This is a genomic window from Micromonospora okii (assembly GCF_020884795.1).
GTDB lineage: Bacteria > Actinomycetota > Actinomycetes > Mycobacteriales > Micromonosporaceae > Micromonospora > Micromonospora okii.
The window spans coordinates 292,169-313,775 of record NZ_BBZF01000012.1 but is presented as its reverse complement, the minus strand read 5'-3'; the positions used below and the strand labels follow the sequence as shown (position 1 = coordinate 313,775).

Annotated in this window: 2 protein-coding genes and 1 pseudogene; all 3 read right to left on the bottom strand. The window is 75.7% G+C overall.

The annotated features are described in order from the left end of the window. A pseudogene (locus LPU43_RS00870) lies at window positions 1-5,545 on the bottom strand (type I polyketide synthase); the annotation flags it as partial. Between the two features lie 63 nt (window positions 5,546-5,608). Further along, complete coding sequence (locus LPU43_RS00865; protein WP_229397822.1) at window positions 5,609-10,585, bottom strand: type I polyketide synthase; 4,977 nt, start codon at window positions 10,583-10,585, stop codon at window positions 5,609-5,611. Between the two features lie 36 nt (window positions 10,586-10,621). After that, a complete protein-coding gene (locus tag LPU43_RS00860) occupies window positions 10,622-21,607 on the bottom strand; it encodes a type I polyketide synthase (RefSeq protein WP_444543565.1) in 10,986 nt (3,661 codons plus the stop codon).

The following is a 21,607-nucleotide window of genomic DNA, read 5'->3' as shown; positions in this document are numbered from 1 at the left end:
GGGCCTGCGCCTCGATCGGGTCGCCGAGGCGGGTGCCGGTGCCGTGCGCCTCCACGGCGTCCACGTCGGCGGCGGCGAGGCCGGCGGCGGCGAGGGCCTGCCGGATCACCCGCTGCTGCGACGGGCCGTTCGGGGCGGTGAGGCCGTTGGACGCGCCGTCCTGGTTCACGGCGCTGCCCCGCACCACCGCGAGCACGGGGTGGCCGTTGCGCCGCGCGTCGGAGAGCCGCTCCACCAGCAGCACGCCGAGGCCCTCACCCCAGCTCGTGCCGTCGGCGGCGGAGGCGAACGCCTTGACCCGGCCGTCCGGGGCGAGCCCCCGCTGGCGGCTGAAGCCGACGAACACCCCGGGGGTGGCCATGACGGTGACGCCGCCGACGAGGGCCATGGAGCACTCGGCCCGGCGCAGCGCCTGGCAGGCCCAGTGCAGCGCGACCAGCGACGAGGAGCAGGCGGTGTCCACCGACACGGCGGGCCCCTCCAGCCCGAGCGTGTACGAGACCCGGCCGGAGAGCACGCTGCCGGCGTTGCCGGTCATCAGGTGCCCCTCGGCGCCCTCGGTGCCGAACATCAGGTTCCGGTAGTCCTGGTAGTTGGTGCCGACGAAGACCCCGGTGGGGGTGCCGCGCAGCGCGTGCGGGTCGATACCGGCCCGCTCGACCGCCTCCCAGGACGCCTCCAGCAGCAGCCGCTGCTGCGGGTCCATCGCCAGGGCCTCCCGGGGGCTGATGCCGAAGAAGCCGGCGTCGAAGTCGGCGACCCCGGCGACGAAGCCGCCCTCCCGGGCGTAGCTGGTGCCCTCGTTCTCCGGGTCGGAGTCGAACAGCCGCTCCAGGTCCCAGCCCCGGTCGGTGGGGAACTCGCCGATTGCGTCGCCGCCGGCGGCGAGGAGCTGCCAGAGCCGCTCCGGGTCGTCCGCGCCGCCGGGGAAGCGGCAGCTCATCGCCACGATGGCAATCGGCTCGTCGTCGTCGGCGGGGGCGGCCGGCGCGGGGACGGCCACGTCCGGCTCGACGCCGGTGAGCAGCTCGTCGAGGTGCGCGGCGAGCGCGGTCGGGTTCGGGTAGTCGAACGCGAGGGTCGCGGGCAGCCGCAGGTCGGTGGCGCCGGCCAGCAGGTTGCGCAGGTCCACGGCGGTCAGCGAGTCCAGGCCCAGGTCGCGGAAGGGCCGGGTGGCCGGGATGTCGTCGGCCGCGCCGTAGCCCAGCGCGGTGGCCGCGCACTGGCGGACCAGCCCCAGCAGCGCCTCGGCGCGCTCCGCCGGGGCGAGCCGGGCGAGACGGTTGACCGGGGGCGCGGCCGGCGCCTGCCCGCCGTCGGACCGGGTGGCGTCCCGCCGGGCGGCCTCGCGGACCTCGTCGAGGTCGCCGATCAGCGGGCTCGGCCGGACCAGGGCGAACGCCGGGGCGAACCGCCCCCAGTCGACGTCGGCGATCAGCGTGGTGGCCTCGCCCCGGCGCAGCGCCCGGGCCAGGGCCTCGACGGCCAGGTCGGGGTCCATCCCGACCATGCCGCCCCGGCGCAGCCGCTGCTGGGCGCGCTCGTTCTCGGCGGGCAGGCCCGCCCCGCTCCACGCGCCCCAGGCCACGGAGAGGGCGGGCAGGCCCTCGGCGCGGCGGCGCTCGGCGAGGGCGTCGAGGTAGGCGTTCGCCGCCCCGTACGCGCCCTGCCCGGCGTTGCCGGTGGTGCCGGCGACGGAGGAGAAGAGCACGAACGCGTCCAGGTCCAGGCCACGGGTCAGCTCGTCGAGGTGGGCGGCGGCGAGGCACTTGGGCGCGGCGACGGCGTGCAGGCGCTCCGGGGTGAGTGCGTCCACGATGCCGTCGTCGAGGACGGCGGCGGTGTGCAGCACGGCGCTCACCGGCGCGTCGGCGGGGACGGCGGCCAGCAGGGCGGCGACCTGCGCCCGGTCGGTGACGTCGCAGCGGGCCACGGTGACGGTCACGCCGAGGCCGGTCAGCTCCGCCTCCAGCTCGGCGGCGCCCGGGGCGTCCGGGCCGCGCCGGCTCGCCAGCAGGACGTGCGCGGCACCGGAGCGGGCCGCCCAGCGGGCCAGGTGCCCGCCCAGGCCGCCGGTGCCGCCGGTGATCAGCACGGTGCCGCGCGCCCGCCAGCCGTCGCCCTGTGCCCCGGCGGGCGCGGCCGGCTCGGGGTCGGTGATCCGGGTGAGCCGGCGGGCGAAGACCCCCGACTCGCGGACGGCGACCTGGTCCTCGCCCCCGCTGTCGCCGAGCACCGCGCAGAGCCCCGCGCCGGTCCGCAGGTCGAGCGCGTCCGGCAGGTCGACCAGGCCGGCCCAGCGGCCGGGGTGTTCGAGGGCCACGGCGCGGCCGAGTCCCCAGACGGCGGCGGCAGCCGGGGACGGGGCCGGGTCCCCGGCGTCGACGGCGACGGCCCGCCGGGTGGCGCACCACAGCGGCGCCTCGACGCCGAGCGCGCCGAGCGCCTGGACGAGCAGGGCGGTCCCGGCGACGGCCACGGTGGTGGCGGGGTGCTCGGGGTGCGCCCGCTCGTCCAGCGCGAGCAGGGACAGCACCGCGGCGGGGTGCTCCCCGGCGAGCGCGTCGCGCAGCAGGTCGACCGTCGCCGCCGGATCGCCGGTGGGGTCCACCTCGACGGGCACGGCGTCCACGCCGACGCCGCCGAGCGCAGAGAGCACGTCGTGGACCAGCGGGTCGTCCTCCAGCCCGGCGGGGAGCGGGACCAGCCAGGTGCCGGCGAGCCGGTCCAGCGGCAGGTCGGGCAGGGCCTTCCAGGTGACCCGGTAGCGCCACCGGTCGATGTCGGGCGCCTCGTCGGTCCGGGCGAGGAAGAGCGGCGGCGCGGGCCAGTACCGCTGGTGGTCGAAGGCGTAGGTAGGCAGGGCCACGGTGTCGGCCTCGGCGAGGACCTTCGTCAGGTCGACGGGCAGGCCGATCGTGTGGGCGGTGGCCAGGTTCGTCAGCAGCCGCGTCGGGTCGTCGTCGCCCCGCCGCAGGCTGCCCAACACGTGCCCGGTCGTGCCGAGGTCGTCCAGGATCGCCGTGACCGGCATGGTCAGCACCGGATGCGGGCTGATCTCCACGAACGTGCCATGCCCGGCCGCCACCGCCACCCGCACGGCGGCATCGAACCGCACGGTCCGCCGAAGGTTCTCATACCAGTAATCGGCCGTCATCGACGCCGGGTCGACCCACTCCCCCGTCAGCGTCGAGACCAGCTTCACCGCGCCCGCCTGCGGAGTCACGTCGGCCAGATCGGCGCGGAGCCGCTCGGCGACCTCCTGTACCGACTCGGAATGCGACGCGTAGTCCACCGGAATCAACCGCGCCCGCACGCCCTCGGCCTGACACACCTCCACCAGATCCGCGACCGGCTGCGGCGGCCCGGACACCACCACGGTCGACGGGCCGTTGACCGCCGCAATGCCCACGCCGGGGAAGCCCGGCAGCCGCTCGGCGATCGCCTCGGCGGACAGGTCCACCGACGCCATCGCCCCGGTCCCCCGCAACACCGCCAACGCACGGGAACGCAGGGCAACGGTCTTCGCCGCATCCTCCAACGACAGGATGCCCGCCACACAGGCCGCACCAATCTCACCCTGCGAATGACCGATCACCGCCTGCGGAACCACCCCCACGTGCTCCCACACCGCCGCCAGAGCGATCCCCACCGCCCACAGCACCGGCTGCACGACCTCGACCCGCTCCAACCACGACTCGTCATCCCCGGTCAGCACCGCCACCAGGTCCACGTCCAGGTACGGAGCCAGAGCCGCCTGACACTGCGCAAGGCGACCGTCGAACACCGGCGTCCGGCCAATCAGGCCCGACGCCATCCGCGCCGACTGCGCCCCCTGACCCGGGAACACGAACACCGGGCCGGCATTCTGCGAGGCCGCCGTACCGCTGACCACGTTCCCGGCCGGGGTGCCCGCCGCCAGGGCGTCCAGCCCGGCCAGCAGATCCCCGACCGTCGCGCCGACCACGGCGGCCCGGTGCTCGAACGTCGACCGGGTGATGGCGAGGGACCAGCCGACCTCCGGGGCGTCGGGGCCGTCGTGCGCGCGGAGGTACCGGGCCAGCCGGGCGGCCTGCCCGGCGAGGGCGGCCCGCGACCGGGCCGACACCGGCCACACCGTCACGTCGGAGGCGACCAGGCCGGGGGCGGAGACGGCCGGGCCGTCGTCCTCGGCCGGGTCGTCCGGCTCCTCGATGATGACGTGGGCGTTGGTGCCGGAGATGCCGAAGGAGGAGACGGCGGACCGGCGGACCCGCCCGGTCTCGGGCCACGGCCGCGCCTCCGTGGCCAGCTCCACCGCCCCGGCGGTCCAGTCGATGTGCGGGGACGGCGCATCGACGTGCAGCGTCGCCGGCACCACACCGTGCCGCATCGCCAACACCATCTTGATCACACCGGCGACGCCGGCGGCGGCCTGCGCGTGCCCGATATTCGACTTCACCGACCCCAACAACAACGGCCGGTCACCGGGCCGATCCTGCCCGTACGTCGCCAGCAACGCCTGCGCCTCGATCGGGTCACCCAGCGTCGTACCCGTGCCGTGCGCCTCCACCACGTCCACGTCCGCCGTCGACAGCCGGGCCGAGGCCAGGGCCTGGCTGATCACCCGCTGCTGGGCCGGGCCGTTCGGGGCGGTCAGCCCGTTCGACGCCCCGTCCTGGTTGACGGCGCTGCCGCGCACGACGGCCAGGACCGGATGGCCGTTGCGGCGGGCGTCCGACAGCCGCTCGACCAGCAGCCAGCCGACGCCCTCGGAGAAGCCGGCGCCGTCGGCGGCGGCGGCGAAGGAGCGGCACCGCCCGTCCGGAGAGAGGGCCCGCTGGCGGCTCGACCCGACGTAGAGGCCGGGGGTGGCCATCACCGTCACGCCGCCGGCCAGGGCCAGTTCGCACTCCCCCGCCCGGAGCGCCTGCGCGGCGAGGTGCAGCGCCACCAGCGACGACGAGCACGCCGTGTCGATGGAGACGGCCGGCCCCTCCAGCCCTAGGCTGTACGACACCCGGCCCGACGCGACGGCCGCCGCGCCCCCGGTCATCGAGTGCCCCTCGTCGCCGTCCGGCGACATCATCAGCAGGGTCGCGTAGTCCTGCCCGTTGGTGCCGACGAAGACCCCGGTCCGGCTGCCGCGCAGCGAGGTCGGGTCGATCCCGGCGGCCTCGACCGCCTCCCAGGACGTCTCCAGCAGCAGCCGCTGCTGCGGGTCCATGGTCAGCGCCTCGCGGGGCGAGATGCCGAAGAAGGCGGAGTCGAAGTCGCCCGCCCCGTCGACGAACCCGCCCTCCCTGGCGTACGAGGTGCCCGGGTTGTCGGGGTCGGGGTGGTAGAGCCGCTCGGTGTCCCAGCCCCGGTCCTCCGGGAACGGGGTGACGGCGTCCCGTCCGTCGCGCAGCAGCTCCCACAGCTCGTCCGGGTTGCGCACCCCGCCGGGCAGGCGGCAGCTCATCGCCACGATCGCCACCGGCTCCAGTTCCTGGGACTGCGCCTCACTGAGCCTGCGGCGGGTGTCGTGGAGATCAGCCATGACCCGCTTGAGGTAGTCGCGGAGCTTGTCTTCATTGGCCATCGGAGTGCCGCTTCCTGGGGAGGGACGAGGGTGGGCCGGAGCGGGTCAGGAGATGCCGAGGTCCTTGTCCACCATGGCGAAGAGTTCGTCGTCGGTGGCGTCGTCGAGGTGTCGGCCGATGCCCGCGCCGCCGCTGTCCTGGCCGAGCCGGGAGAGCATCGCCTGGAGGCGCACCGTGGCCCGGATGCGCGCCGCCTCGTCCCGCGCCACCACGTCGAGGCCGTCGGCGATCCGGTCGAGATCGTCGAGGAGGGCGGTCGGGGTCACCACGTCGTCGTGGGCGATCTCGGCGAAGAGGTACTCCGCCAGGGTCGCCGGGGTCGGGTAGTCGAAGACCAGGGTGACCGGCAGGGCCACCCCGGTGGCCATGCCGAGCCGGTTGCGCAGCTCGACGGCGGTGACGGAGTCGAAGCCCAGCTCCCGGAACGCCCGGTGCTCGTCCACCGACTCGGCGGACGGGTAGTTGAGCACGGCGGCGACCTGCCCGCGTACCAGGGCGAGCAGCACGGCGAGCCGGTCGGCGGCGGGCAACCCGGCGAGTCGGTGCTGCAACGAGTCCGGGCCGTCGCCGGCCTCCACGGCGGCGACCTTCTCGGCCGCGGCGAGCCGGCGCACGTCCGGCAGGTCGCTGATCAGCGGGCCGGGCCGGGTGGCGGTGAACGCGACGGCGAACCGCTCCCAGGCGATGTCGGCGATGGTGAGGAACGCCTCGCCGTGCTCCACGGCCTGCTGGAGCGCGGTGATGGCCGCGTCGGGGCTCATCTCGGGTACGCCGTGCCGGTGCAGCAGCTCGCCGAAGGGCCCCTCGGCCATGCCGCCGCCGGCCCAGGCGCCCCAGGCGATGGAGGTGGCGGGCAGGCCGAGGCCGCGCCGGTGCTGGGCGAGCGCGTCGAGGAACGCGTTGCTCGGGGCGTAGTTGCCGACGCCGGAGCTGGCCACGCTGCCCGCGAACGACGAGAACATGACGAACGCGGTGAGGTCCAGGTCGAGGGTCAGCTCGTGCAGGTGGTACGCCACGTCGGCCTTGGCCCGGAGCACCCGGTCGATCTGCTCCGGCCGCAGGTCGTTGATCATGGCGTCGTCCAGGACGGCGCTCGCGTGCACGACCGTGGTGAGCGGGTGCTCGGCGGGAATCGACCCGATCAGCTCGGCCAGGGCGTCCCGGTCCGAGGCGTCACAGGCGACCACGCTGGCCCGCGCGCCCAGCTCGGTGAGGTCGTCGACGAGCTGCCGCGCGCCCGGCGCGGCCATCCCCCGCCGGCTGACGACGACGATGTTCTGCACGCCGCTGCGGGCCAGCCAGCGGGCGGCGTGCCCGCCGAGCGCGCCGGTGCCGCCGGTGACCAGGGCCGTGCCGGAGGGCGCCCACGGGTTCGCGGGCTGGCTGTCGCCCAGCGGGACGCGGGTGAGCCGCCGGGCGAGCAGGCCGTTGGGGCGTACCGCGATCTGGTCCTCGTCGCCGGCGGCGGTGAGGGCCGCGACGAGCAGGTCGGCGCAGCGCTCGTCCACGGCCTCGGGCAGGTCCACGAGGCCGCCCCAGCGCTCCGGGTGCTCCAACGCGGCGACCCGGCCGAAGCCCCAGACCAGCGACTGCACCGGGGAGCGCAGCAGGTCCGTCCAGCCGACGGAGGCGGCACCGGAGGTGACGGCCCACATCGGCGCGCGTAGGCCGACGTCGCCGAGGGCCTGGAAGAGCGCGACGGTGGCGGCGAAGCCGCCGGGCACGGACGGGTGCAGGGGGTGGACCAGCTCGTCGAAGGCGAGCAGCGACACCACGCCGGTCACGTCGGCGGCCTCGCCGTCGCCGCCCGGCGCGGCGACGAGCGCCTCCCGCAGCAGCTTGCCGAGCAGGTCACGGTCGACGTCGGCGGCGGAGACGGGCACCGGGACGATGGTCGCGCCGGCCGCCGCGAACGCCTCGACGCAGGCGTCCTGCCAGGGCTCGACGATGTCGCCGGTCGGCATGACGACGACCCAGGTGCCGGGCATTCCCCGGCTGGCGACGCCGGCCAGCGGCTTCCAGGTGTCCTGGTACCGCCAGCGGTCGATGTCGGCCCGGCGGCGGCGCTGCCGACGCCACGAGGTGAGCACCGGCAGCGCCGGGAGCAGCGCGTCGACGACCTCGTCCGCCGGGGCGTCCTCGGTGGCGACGGCCTCGGCGAGGGCGGCGACGTCCCCGCGTTCCACGGCGGCCCAGAAGCTCGCGTCTCCCGGATCGGCCGCGCCCTGGAGCAGCTCCTCCAGGTCGCCACCGCCGCTACCGTCGAGCCAGAACTGCTGGTGGTCGAAGGCGTAGGTGGGCAGGGGCACGGTGTCGGCCTCGGCGAGGACCTTCGTCAGGTTGACGGGCAGGCCGGCGGTGTGGGCGGTGGCGAGGTTGGTCAGCAGGCGGGTCGGGTCGTCGTCGCCCCGCCGCAGGCTGCCCAGCACATGCCCCGCTGTGCCGGTGTCGTCGAGGATCGCCGTGACGGGCATGGTCAGCACCGGATGTGGGCTGATCTCCACGAACGTGGCATGCCCGGCGGCCACCGCCACCCGCACGGCGGCGTCGAACCGCACGGTCCGCCGAAGGTTCTCGTACCAGTAGTCGGCCGTCATCGACGCCGGGTCGACCCACTCCCCGGTCAGCGTGGAGACCAGCTTCACCGTGCCGGGCTGCGGGGTCACGTCCGCAAGGTCCGCGCGGAGCTGCTCGGCGACGTCCTGGACGGACTCGGAGTGCGACGCGTAGTCCACCGGAATCAACCGGGCGCGGATTCCCTCGGCCTGGCACGCCTCCACCAGGTCCGCCACCGGCTGCGGCGGCCCGGACACGACCACGGTCGACGGGCCGTTGACCGCCGCCACACCCACGCCCGGGAAACCGGCGAGGCGCTCGGCAATCGCGTCGGCCGACAGGTCAACCGACGCCATCGCCCCCGTGCCCCGCAACACGGCCAACGCGCGCGACCGCAGGGCGACGGTCTTCGCCGCGTCCTCCAAGGTGAGGATGCCCGCCACACAGGCCGCGCCGATCTCACCCTGCGAGTGACCGATCACCGCCTCCGGGACGACGCCCGCCGCGCCCCAGACGGCGGCGAGCGCGATCCCCACGGCCCACAGGACCGGCTGGACGACCTCGACCCGCTCCAACCACGACTCGTCGTCCCCGGTCAACACGGAGACGAGATCCACGTCCAGATACGGCGCGAGCGCAGCCTGACACTGCGCGAGGCGAGCGTCGAACACCGGCGTCCGGCCGACCAGGCCCGACGCCATCCGCGCCGACTGCGCCCCCTGGCCCGGGAAGACGAACACCGGGCCGGCACCGGTGCCGGTGACCGTGCCGGTGACGAGGTGGCCGGCGGGGTGGCCGCCCGCGAGGGCGTCCAGCCCGGCCAGTAGTTCTTCGGTGGTCGCGCCCACGACGGCGGCGCGGTGATCCAGCGTGGAGCGGGTGGTGGCGAGGGACCAGCCGACCGCTGCCGACGCGAGGTCGCCGTGCTCGCGGACGTGCCGGGCGAGGCGGGCTGCCTGGCCGGCGAGGGCCGCCGTCGTACGGGCCGACACCGGCCACACGGTCACGTCGGAGGTGACGAGGCCGGGGCGGCGCGCGGGGGCCGCCTCCCCGCCGTCCACGGCCTCGGGGGCGGCGACGCCCGGCCGGTACTCCTCCAGGATCACGTGGGCGTTGGTGCCGCTGACCCCGAACGAGGAGACGCCGCCACGGCGGGGACGGTCCAGCTCGGGCCACGGCCGGGCCTCGGTGAGTAGGGAGACCGCACCGGCGGTCCAGTCGACGTGCGGGGACGGCGCGTCGACGTGCAGGGTCTCCGGCATGAGGCCGTTGCGCAGCGCCATCACCATCTTGACCAGCCCGGCGACGCCGGCGGCGCTCTGGGTGTGGCCGATGTTCGACTTCACCGAGCCGAGCCACAGCGGCCGGTCGGCGGGGCGGTCCTGCCCGTACGTGGCGATCAGCGCCTGCGCCTCGATCGGATCGCCGAGGGTCGTGCCCGTGCCGTGCGCCTCGACCATGTCCACGTCGGCGGTGCCGAGCCGGGCGTTGGCGAGGGCCTGCCGGATGACCCGCTGCTGGGCGGGGCCGTTCGGGGCGGTGAGGCCGTTGGACGCGCCGTCCTGGTTCAGGGCGCTGCCCCGGATCACGGCGAGGACGGGGTGGCCGTTGCGCTCGGCGTCGGCGAGCCGCTCCACGAGGAGGACGCCGCCGCCCTCGCCCCAGCCGGTGCCGTCCGCCCCCGCCGCGAACGCCTTGCACCGGCCGTCGACGGACATGCCGCGCTGCCGGGAGAAGACGACGAAGACGCCGGGGGTGGCCATCACGGTGACGCCGCCGGCCAGCGCGAGGTCGCACTCGCCGCGCCGCAGCGCGTTCACGGCGAGGTGCAGGGCGACCAGGGACGACGAGCAGGCGGTGTCCACGGTGACAGCCGGGCCGTTGAGGCCGAGGGTGAACGAGATCCGGCCGGACGCGACGCTGGTGGTGTTGCCGGTGCCGAGGTACATGTCGACGCCCTCGGGGACGTTCGGCAGGCCCATGCCGTAGTTGGAGGTGCTCAGCCCGACGAAGACGCCGGTGGAGCTGCCGCGCAGCGACGACGGGTCGATGCCGGCCCGCTCGACGGCCTCCCAGGACGTCTCCAGCAGCAGCCGCTGCTGCGGGTCCATGGCCAGGGCCTCGCGCGGCGAGATGCCGAACAGCGTCGGGTCGAACCCGCCCGCGGCGTCGAGGAACCCGCCGACGCGGGTGTAGCTCTTGCCCGGCTTGTTCGGGTCCGGGTCGTAGAGCGACTCCAGGTCCCAGCCCCGGTCGTCGGGGAACTCGGTGAGGGCGTCCCGGCCGTCCGCGACGAGGTCCCACAGCTCCTCGGGCGAGTGCACGCCGCCGGGGAAGCGGCAGCTCATCGAGACGACGGCCACCGGTTCGGTCTCGCGCGCCTCGACGGTCTTCAGCTTGTGCCGGGTGTCGTGCAGGTCGGCGGTCACCCGCTTGAGGAAGTACCGCAGCTTGTCGTCGCTCATCGGAGGGCACCTGCCTCGATCCTGGAGTCGGTCATCTCAGGAGATTCCAAACTCTTTGCTGATGAAGTCGAAGATCTCGTCGTCGCTGGCCGAGTCGAGGTCGGGGCGGTCCGCCTCGGTGGCGGGCCCGGCGGCCAGGTCGGACGCCTTGGCGAGCAGGTCCTGCATCCGGGCGGTGAACCGGTCGCGGGCCACGGAATCGAGCGGGATGGTGTTGAGCAGGCTCTCCACGGTGTCGATGCCCTGGAAGAGGGGCTGGGTGGACGGCGCGGCGTCGGCGGCGATCTCGTCGGTCAGCCGCTCGGCGAGCGCCGCCGGGGTCGGGTAGTCGAACACGAGCGTCGCCGGCAGCCGCAGCCCGGAGAGGCCGTTGAGCCGGTTGCGCAGGTCGACGGCGGTGAGCGAGTCGAAGCCCAGGTCGGTGAAGAGGCGGTTCGGGTCGACGGCGTCGGCCCCGGCGTGGCCGAGGACGGCGGCGATGTTCGCCCGGACCACGTCGAGCACCACCTTGAGCCGCTCCGGGCCGGCCAGGCCGGCGAGCCGCTGACTGAGCTGCACCCCGCCGGAGCGGGCGCCGGTGGCGTCGACCGAGCGCCGCAGCGGCACCCGGACCAGGGCGCGGAGCATCGGCGCGAGCGCGCCGGACCCGGCCTGCGCCCGCAGCGTCCCGACGTCCAGCCTCATCGGCACGACGGCCGCCGCGTCGAGCCGCCACGCGGCGTCGAACAGGTGCAGCGCCTGCTCGGTGGCGAGCCCCGCCGCGCCCTGCTCGGCGATGCGCCGCACGTCGCCGTCGCCGAGGTGGCCGGTCATGCCGCTGGCCTGCTCCCACAGGCCCCACGCCAGGGAGATGCCGGGTAGGCCCCGGGCCCGCCGGTGCGCGGCGAGGGCGTCGAGGAAGGCGTTGGCCGCCGCGTAGTTGGACTGGCCGGCGCTGCCCAGGGTGGCCGCCGCCGAGGAGAACAGCACGAACGCCGCGAGGTCGAGGCCGGCGGTGAGGCGGTGCAGGTGCCACGCCGCGTCGATCTTCGGCACGGCCACCGCGTCGAGGCGCTCGGGGGTCATCGACTCCAGCACCCCGTCGTCGAGGACGCCGGCGGCGTGCACCACGGCGGTGAGCGGGTGCTCGGCGGGGATGCCGGCGAGCAGCGCCGCGAGGGCGTCCGGGTCGGCGGCGTCGCAGGCGGCGACGGTCACCTCCGTGCCGTGCTCGGCCAGCTCGGCGACCAGGTCGCCGATGCCGTCGGCCGCCGCGCCGCGCCGCCCGGCCAGCAGCAGGTGCCGCACGCCGTGGGTGGTGGCGAGGTGGCGGGCCAGGAGGCGACCCAGCACACCCGTGCCGCCGGTGATCAGCACGGTGCCGGCGGGGTCGATGCCGCCGGGCAGCGGCTCCGTGCCGGCCGGCACCCGACCCAGGCGCGGGGTGCGGACCTGCCCGGCCCGCACGGCGAGCTGCGGCTCGGCGGAGGCGACGGCGGCGGCCAGCACGCCGGCGCTGGTCGGGTCGTCGTCGAGGTCGACGAGCTGGAGGCGGCCCGGGTGTTCGAGCTGGGCGCTGCGCAGCAGGCCCCACACCGGGGCCTGGCCCAGGTTGACCGCCGGCTGCTCCCCCGCCGCGACCGCGTCGCGGGTGACCAGCACCAGCCGCGACCCGGCGAACCGGTCGTCGGCGAGCCAGGTCCGCAACGCCGCGACGGTACGGTGCGTCGTGGTCCGCGCCCGCACCGCGAGGCCCGGGTCCGCGTCGCCGCCGTCGGCGGTGCCGCCGACCGGGACCACGACCGCCTCGGGGGCCGGTTCGCCCCCGGCGAGCAGGTCACCGAGCGAGTCCAGGTCGACGTCGGTACGGACCCGCGCCCCCGCCGACTCGCAGGCGGCGCTGAGGGCGAGGTCGTCGCCGCCGAGCACCACCCAGCGGGTGGCCGCCGGCACCGGGCCGGCGGGGACCGGCAGCGCCGGCCAGTCCACCTGGAACAGCGACTCGTGCCGGCCGGAGCGGGCCGCGCCGAGGGAGTCGCCGGAGACCCGGCGCATGATCAGCGACTCGGCGTGCAGCACCGGCGCGCCGGTGGCGTCCGCCACCTGGAAGGCCACCCCGACCTCGCCGGCCGAGAAGACGCGCACCCGCAGGGCGGTGGCCCCGGCGGCGAGCAGGGTCACCCCGGTCCAGGCGAACGGCAGGCGCGGCACGCTGGCGTCCGCGCCGTCGCCCATCCGGCCGAGGAAGCCGCCGATCGACATGGCCTGCAACGCGCCGTCCAGCAGCGCCGGGTGCACGCCGAAGCGGCCCGCCTCGGCGTGGTGGTCGGCGGGCAGCTCCACCTCGGCGAACACCTCGTCGCCCCGGGTCCACGCCGCGCGCAGGCCCCGGAACGCCGGGCCGTACCCGAACACGGTCGCCTCGATGCCGGCGTAGAAGCCGTCGCTGTCGACGGGGGTCGCGCCGGGCGGCGGCCACACCCCGAGGTCGAACGCGGGCACGTCGGCCGACTGCGGGGCGAGCAGGCCGGTGGCGTGGCAGGTCCAGGCCACGTCGGAGAGGATCTCGTCGGAGCCGTCCCGGTACGGGCGGGAGTAGAGCTGCACGCTCCGCCGGCCGTCGTCGTCCCGGTCGCCGACCATGAGCTGCACCTGGAGCGCGCCCAGTTCGGGCAGGACGAGCGGGGCGAGCAGGGTCAGCTCCTCCACCCTCGGGCAGCCGGACTGCTCCCCGGCGTACGTCGCCAGCTCCACGAACGCGGTGCCGGGCAGCAGGATGTTGTCCATCACCCGGTGCTCGCCGAGCCACGGGTGGGTGCGTACCGACAGCCGCCCGGTGAAGACCATCCGCTCGCTGTCGGGGAAGGTCAGGGTGGCGCTGAGCAGCGGGTGCCCGGCGTCGGTGAGGCCGGCGGAGAAGACGTCCTGCACCCGGTTGGCGGGTGCGTCGAGCCAGTACCGCTGGTGTTCGAAGGCGTAGGTGGGCAGGGCCACGGTGTCGGCCCCGGCGAGCACGCGAGTGAGGTCGACGGGCAGGCCGATGGTGTGGGCGGTGGCCAGGTTGGTCAGCAGGCGGGTCGGGTCGTCGTCGCCCCGCCGCAGGCTGCCCAGCACATGCCCGGTTGCGCCGAGGTCGTCCAGGATCGCCGTGACGGGCATGGTCAGCACCGGATGTGGGCTGATCTCCACGAACGTGGCATGCCCGGCAGCCACCGCCACCCGCACGGCGGCATCGAACCGCACCGTCCGCCGCAGGTTCTCGTACCAGTAGTCCGCCGTCATCGTCGCCGGCTCGACCCACTCCCCGGTCAGCGTGGAGACCAGGCGGGTGCGACCCTGCTGCGGGGTCACGTCGGCCAGGTCGGCGCGGAGCTGCTCGGCAACGTCCTGCACCGACTCGGAGTGCGACGCGTAGTCCACCGGAATCAACCGCGCCCGCACGCCCTCGGCCTGGCACACCTCCACAAGGTCCGCGACGGGCTGCGGCGGCCCGGACACGACCACGGTCGACGGGCCGTTCACCGCCGCGACACCCACGCCGGGGAAGCCCGGCAGCCGCTCGGCGATCGCGTCGGCCGGCAGATCCACCGACGCCATCGCGCCCGTGCCCCGCAACACCGCCAACGCGCGCGACCGCAGGGCAACGGTCTTCGCCGCGTCCTCCAGCGACAAGATGCCCGCCACACAGGCCGCACCGATCTCACCCTGCGAATGACCGATCACCGCCTGCGGAACCACACCCACGTGCTCCCACACGGCGGCGAGCGCAAGCCCCACGGCCCACAGGACCGGCTGGACGACCTCGACCCGCTCCAACCACGACTCATCGTCCCCGGTCAACACGGAGACCAGATCCACGTCCAGATACGGAGCCAGAGCCGCCTGACACTGCGCCAGACGATCACCGAACACCGGCGTCCGGCCGATCAGACCCGACGCCATCCGCGCTGACTGCGCCCCCTGACCCGGGAACACGAACACCGGGCCGTGCGACGACGCCACGCCCGACACCACGTTCCCGGCCGGCACGCCCGCCGCCAGGGCGTCCAGCCCGGCCAGCAGCTCCTCGGCGGTCGCGCCGACCACGGCGGCCCGCTGGTCGAACAGGGCGCGGGTCGTGGCGAGCGACCAGCCGACCGTCGCCGGGTCCACGTCGCCGTGCGCGCGGACGTGCCGGGCCAGGCGGGCGGCCTGGCCGGCGAGGGCGGCCCGCGACCGGGCAGACACCGGCCACACCGTCGCGTCGGAGGCGACCAGGCCGGGGGCCGCCTCGGTGGGGACCGGCGGCGCGGCCGGCTCGTCGGCCTGCTCGATGATCACGTGGGCGTTGGTGCCGGAGATGCCGAACGACGACACCGCCGCGCGTCGGGGCCGGTCCACCGCCGGCCAGGGCCGCGCCTCGGTCACCAGGTCGACCGCCCCGGCGGTCCAGTCGATGTGCGGGGACGGCTCGTCCACGTGCAGCGTCGCCGGCACCACACCGTGCCGCATCGCCTGCACCATCTTGATCACACCGGCTACACCGGCGGCGGCCTGCGCGTGCCCGATGTTCGACTTCACCGACCCCAACAACAACGGCCGATCACCGGGCCGGTCCCGCCCGTACGTCGCAAGGAGCGCCTGCGCCTCGATCGGGTCACCCAGCGTCGTACCCGTGCCGTGCGCCTCCACCACGTCCACGTCCGCCGTCGACAACCGTGCCGAGGCGAGGGCCTGCCGGATGACGCGCTGCTGCGACGGGCCGTTCGGGGCGGTGAGCCCGTTCGACGCCCCGTCCTGGTTGATCGCGGAGCCGCGCACGACGGCGAGGACGGTGCGGCCCTGCCGGCGGGCGTCGGAGAGCCGCTGCACGAGGAGCATGCCGACGCCCTCGGACCAGCCGGTCCCGTCGGCCGCCGCCGCGAAGGACTTGCACCGCCCGTCGGCGGCGAGGCCCCGCTGCCGGGAGAACTCGACGAACGCCGTGGGGGTGGCCATCACCATCACGCCCCCGGCGAGGGCCATGTCGCACTCGCCCCGGCGCAGCGCCTGGCCGGCCCAGTGCAGCGCGACGAGGGACGACGAGCAGGCCGTGTCGAGCGAGACCGCCGGCCCCTCCAGGCCGAACGTGTACGCCACCCGGCCGGAGATGACGCTGCTGGTGAGCCCGGTCAGCGCGTAGCCCTCGGTGCCCTCCGGCGCGTACGCGAGCAGCGAGGCGTAGTCCTGGCCGCTGGTGCCGACGAAGACGCCGGTGCTGCTGCCCCGGGCGCCGGCCGGGTCGATGCCGGCCGACTCGAAGGTCTCCCAGGTGGTCTCCAGCAGCAGCCGCTGCTGCGGGTCCATCGCCAGGGCCTCGCGCGGGCTGATACCGAAGAAGCCGGGGTCGAACCGGTCGACGCCGTCGAGGAATCCGCCGCCCCGGGCGTAGAAGGTGCCGGTGGCGTCCGGGTCCGGGCTGTACAGGCCGTCGAGGTCCCAGCCCCGGTCGGTGGGGAGGTCGCTGATCGCGTCGACCCCGTCGGCGACGAGGTGCCACAGGTCGTCGGGCGAGGAGACCCCGCCGGGCAGCCGGCACGCCATGCCGATGATGGCCAGGGGCTCGTCGTCGCCGACCGCCACGGCGACGGTCGTCGGCCGGACGGGCACCGGGGTGCCGGCGATCTCCGTACCGAGGTAGGCCGCCAGGTCGTGCGGGGTCGGGTAGTCGAAGACGAGGGTGGCGGGCAGCCTCATCCCGAACGCGTTGTTCAGCCGGTTGCGCATCTCGACGGCGGTGAGCGAGTCGAAGCCGAACTCGCTGAACGCCCGGCGCGGCTCGATGGCCGCCGGGTCGGGGTAGCCGAGCACGGCGGCGGCCTGCCCCCGGACGATCTCGACGAGCGCGGCGAGCCGCTCGGGATCGCCGAGCGCGGCGAGCTGCTGGGTGAGGCTCGCGCCGGTGGTGGCCGCGGCGGCGCGGGCGGGCATGCGGATCAGCGCCCGGTACAGCGGCGGGACGGTGCCGCCCGCGAACTGCGCCTTCATCGCGGCGAGGTCGAGGCGGGCGGGGACGAGCGCGGCGTCGGTGCTGCGGCAGGCGGCGTCGAAGAGCGCCAGCCCCTCCTCGGCCTCCATCGCGGCGACGCCGGAGCGGGAGATCCGGCTCAGGTGGACGTCGTCCAGCTCGGTGGTCATGCCGCTGCGGTCGGCCCAGAGGCCCCAGGCGAGGGTGAGCGCGGCGAGGCCGTGCGCCCGGCGGTGATGGGCGAGGCCGTCGAGGAACGCGTTGGCGGCGGCGTAGTTGCCCTGGCCGGGGCCGCCCGCCGTGGCGGCCAGCGACGAGTACGAGACGAACGCCTTCAGGCCGAGGCCGGCGGTCAGCTCGTGCAGGTGCCACGCGGCGTCGACCTTGGGCCGCAGCACGCCGTCCATCCGCTCCGGGCTGAGGGAGGAGACGACGCCGTCGTCGCGTACCCCGGCGGCGTGGACCACGGCGGTGAGCGGGTGCGCGGCGGGAATGGCGGCGAGCAGCTCCGCGACGGCGTCCCGGTCGGCGACGTCGCAGGCGGCGACGGTGACGGTCGCGCCCAGCGCCTCCAGCTCGGCGCAGAGTTCGGCGACGCCCCCGGCGGCCCGGCCGCGCCGGCTGGTGAGGACGAGGTGCCGCACGCCGTGGGCGGTCACCAGGTGCCGGCTCATGAGCTGGCCGAGGGTGCCGGTCGCGCCGGTGATCAGGACGGTTCCGTCGGCGTCGAACGGGGCGGCGGGCGGCTCGGCGGGGGCCGGCACGCGGGTGAGCCGGGCCCCGGCGGCGACGCCGGAGCGGACGACGACCTGCGGCTCGTCGGTGCCGAGCGCCGGCACCAGGGCGGCGGCGCTGCCGGCCACGTCGTCGACGTCGGCCAGCACGAAGCGGTCGGGGTTCTCCGACTGGGCGGAGCGGACCAGACCGATCACGGCCGCGCCGGCCAGGTCGGTCAGGTCGGCGTCCGGGGAGGTGGCGACCGCGCCGGAGGTGAGCACGACCAGCCGGGAGTCCGCGTACCGGTCGTCGGCGAGGAACCGCTGGAGGACGTCGAGCGCCCGGTGGGTCGCCTCGGCGACGGCCCGGGGCACGTCGGCCGACGCGGGCGGGTCGAGCAACGGCACGACCAGCACGCCGGGCACGTCCGCGCCCTCGTCCAGCGCGGCGGCCAGGGCCGCCAGGTCGGGGTACGCCGCGACGGCCGTCCCGGTGGCGGCGACGGCGTCGGCGAGGCCGTCGGCGTTCCCGACGACCGCCCAGCCGACGGCGGACGGGCCGGCGGGAAGGGCCAGCGGGGCCCAGTCGACGCGGAACAGCGAATCGGTGCCGCCGCCGGAGGCGGCCCGGAGCTGGTCGGCGGAGACCGGCCGCAGCACCAGGGAGCCGACGGAGACGAGCGGGGCGCCGGTGACGTCGGCGAGCAGCAGGGAGACGCTGTCGGTGCCGGTGTGCGAGACGCGGACCCGGGCCGCCGCCGCGCCGGCGGCGTGCAGGGAGACGTCGTTCCAGGAGAACGGCAGCCGGCCGTGGCCGGGCGGAACGGTCGCGCCGGACGGCTGACCGGAGGGCCTGGGCAGGCCGAGGGTGTGCAGGGCCGCGTCGAGCAGGGCCGGGTGCAGGCCGTACCCGCCGGCCTCGGCGGCCGGGGTCTCCGGGAGGGCCAGCTCGGCGAAGAGGTCGTCGCCGCGCCGCCAGGCGGTGCGCAGCGCGATGAAGGACGGCCCGTAGTCGTAGCCCTGGGCGGCGAGGTTGCCGTACAGGTCGTCGGTGCCGACCTCGGTCGCGCCCGGGGGCGGCCAGGCGGCCAGGTCGGCCCAGCCGGGCGGGCCGGCCGGGGTCGCCGGGCCGGTGGCGAGGACGCCGCTGGCGTTGCGGGTCCAGGTCCGCTCGCCGACGCCCTCGGCCGGTGCGTCGTCGTCCGGCGCGGAGTGCAGGGAGACCGACCGGCAGCCGGTCTCGTCGGCCGGGCCGATCCAGAGCTGGATGTCCACGCCCCCGGTCTCGGGCAGGATCAGCGGGGACTCCAGGGTCAGCTCGCGGACGTGGTCCGCGCCGACGTGCGCGCCGGCCTGGAGGGCCAGCTCCACGAAGCCCGTGCCGGGCAGCAGGACGGTGTCGAAGACGACGTGGTCGGAGATCCACGGGTGGGTGCGCCGGGCCAGCCGCCCGGTGAAGAGGAAGCCCTCGGCGTGCGCGACGCCGACGGCGGCCCCGAGCAGGGGGTGCCGGGCGGGGCGCAGGCCGACCGCCGTGACGTCCCCGGTCCAGCCCGCACCGGCCTCCGGCCAGTACCGCTGGTGCTGGAACGCGTAGGTGGGCAGGTCGACCTGGCGGGCCCCGGTCCCGTCGAACCACTGCGCCCAGGTGACGGGGACACCGTTGACGTGCAGCTCCGCCAGGGCGGCCAGCAGCGCGTGCGCCTCGGACCGGTCCTTGCGCTGGGCGGCGACGGCGAGCGTGTCCCCGCCGTCGGGCAGGACGTCCGCCGTCATCGCGGTGAGCACGGCGGCGGGGCCGATCTCCAGGTACACGCCCGCACCGGCGGCCCGCAGCGCGGCCACCCCGTCGGCGAAGCGCACGGCCTCACGCACGTGCCGCACCCAGTAGCCGGGGGTGCGCAGCTCGTCGGCGTCGGCGAGCGCGCCGGTCACGTTCGACACGACCGGCAGCAGCGGCGCTTCGAAGGTCAGCCCGGCCAGGACGGTGCGGAACTCGTCGAGCATCGGCTCCATCAAAGGGCTGTGGAACGCGTGACTCACCGTCAACCGACGAGTCCGCGCACCCCGCTCCCGCCAGACCCGCTCCACCTCGTCCAAGACGTCAACCGCGCCGGAGACGACCACCGAGGTCGGGCCGTTCACGGCGGCGATCCCGACCCGGTCGAGCCCTTCGATCGAGGCGAGCACGTCGGCCTCCGACGCGGCCACCGCCAGCATCCCGCCACCGGCCGGCAACGCCTGCATCAACCGGCCCCGCGCCGCCACCAGCGCACACGCGTCCGCCAGTGACAACACCCCGGCCACGTGCGCGGCGGTGACCTCACCGATCGAGTGCCCACCGACGAAGTCCGGCACGATCCCGAACGACTCCACGAGGCGGAACAGCGCCACCTCGACCGCGAACAGGCCCGCCTGCGTGAAGACGGTCTGGTCGATCAACCCCGCCTCGTCGGCGAACAGCACCGACTTCAACGGCCGCGGCAGCAGCGGATCGAGCTGCGCACACACCTCGTCCAACGCCGACGCGAACACCGGAAACTCGGCGTACAACTCCCGGCCCATCCCCGCGCGCTGCGCGCCCTGACCGGAGAAGAGCACCGCGAGCGGGCCCCGGGCGGTCGCCTGGCCCGCGACCACCGCGCCGGACGGCGAGCCCGCCGCCAGGGCGCGCAGCCCCGCCAGCAGGTCGTCCCGGTCGGCGGCGACCACGACGGCCCGGCTGTCCAGCGCGGACCGGGCGGTGACCGAGGAGAACGCCACGTCCACGGGACGCGCGTCAGGCTCGGCGTCCAGCCACGCGGCCCAGCGGCCCGCCTGGGCGGCGAGCGCGGCGGCGTCCCGGGCCGACACCGCAACCGGCACGACGGGCCGCCGCACCGGCGGCGCGGCGTCGGCGGGGGCGGGCTGGGGGGCCGGGGCCTGCTCGACGACGACGTGCGCGTTGGTGCCGGAGACGCCGAACGACGACACGGCCGAACGGCGGGGCCGGTCCACGGCGGGCCACGGCCTCGCCTCGGTGACCAGCTCCACCGCGCCCGCCGCCCAGTCGACCTCGGGGGTCGGGGCGTCCACGTGCAGGGTGGGCGGTACGACGCCGTGCCGCATCGCCATGACCATCTTGATCACGCCGGCGACCCCGGCGGCGGCCTGCGCGTGCCCGATGTTCGACTTGACGGAGCCGAGCAGCAGCGGCGCGGACCCGCCCCGGTCCTGCCCGTACGTGGCCAGGAGCGCCTGCGCCTCGATCGGGTCGCCGAGCCGGGTGCCGGTGCCGTGCGCCTCCACCACGTCCACGCCGCCGGCGGCGAGACCCGCGTTGGCGAGGGCCTGCTGGATGACCCGCTGCTGGGAGGGCCCGTTCGGGGCGCTCAGCCCGTTGGACGCGCCGTCGGAGTTGACGGCGCTGCCCCGGACCACGGCGAGGATCGGGTGGCCGTTGCGCTGGGCGTCGGAGAGCCGTTCCAGCAGCAGGACGCCGACGCCCTCGGACCAGGAGGTGCCGTCGGCGGCGGCGGCGAACGCCTTGCACCGGCCGTCGGCGGCAAGGCCGCGCTGGCGGGAGAACTCCACGAAGGCGGCCGGCGTGCACATGGCGGTGACCCCGGCGACGATGGCCAGGGTGCACTCCCGCTGGCGCAGGGCCTGGGCGGCGAGGTGCAGGGCCACCAGGGAGGACGAGCAGGCGGTGTCGACGGTGACGGCCGGGCCCTCCAGGCCGAAGGTGTAGGCGATCCGGCCGGAGACGACGCTGCCGGCGTTGCCGGTCATCAGGTGCCCCTCGAGGCCCTGCGCGGCGCCCATCAGCGCGCTGCCGTAGTCCTGGCCGGTGCTGCCGGCGAAGACGCCGGTCCGGCTGCCCTTGAGCGAGTGCGGGTCGATGCCGGCGCGCTCCATGACCTCCCACGAGGTCTCCAGCAGCCACCGCTGCTGCGGGTCCATCGCCAGGGCCTCGCGCGGGGAGATGCCGAAGAGGCCGGGGTCGAAGTCGGCCAGGTCGTGGACGAAGCCGCCCTGCGCCACGTACGAGGTGCCGGGCCCGCCGTGCTCCTGGTCGGCGTCGTACAGGGCGTCGAGGTCCCAGCCCCGGTCGGCGGGAAAGCCGCCGATCACGTCCCGCCCGGACGCGACCACCTCCCACAGCTCCTCCGGCGACCGCACCCCACCGGGCAGGCGGCAGCTCATCGAGACGATGGCGACCGGTTCCTGCTCGCCGGCCTCCACCTCGCGCAGGCGCTGGCGCACCTGGTGCAGGTCCGCGGTGACCCGCTTGAGGTAGTCGAGAAGCTTCGCCTCGTCAGCCATGGACCGCCCACTCCTTGTGTTGACCCGTCGACCCAG

Excerpts from the sequence above, each read along its gene's own strand:
- LPU43_RS00865 (WP_229397822.1), bottom strand. The coding sequence starts at position 10,585 with ATGAGCGACGACAAGCTGCGGTACTTCCTCAAGCGGGTGACCGCCGAC.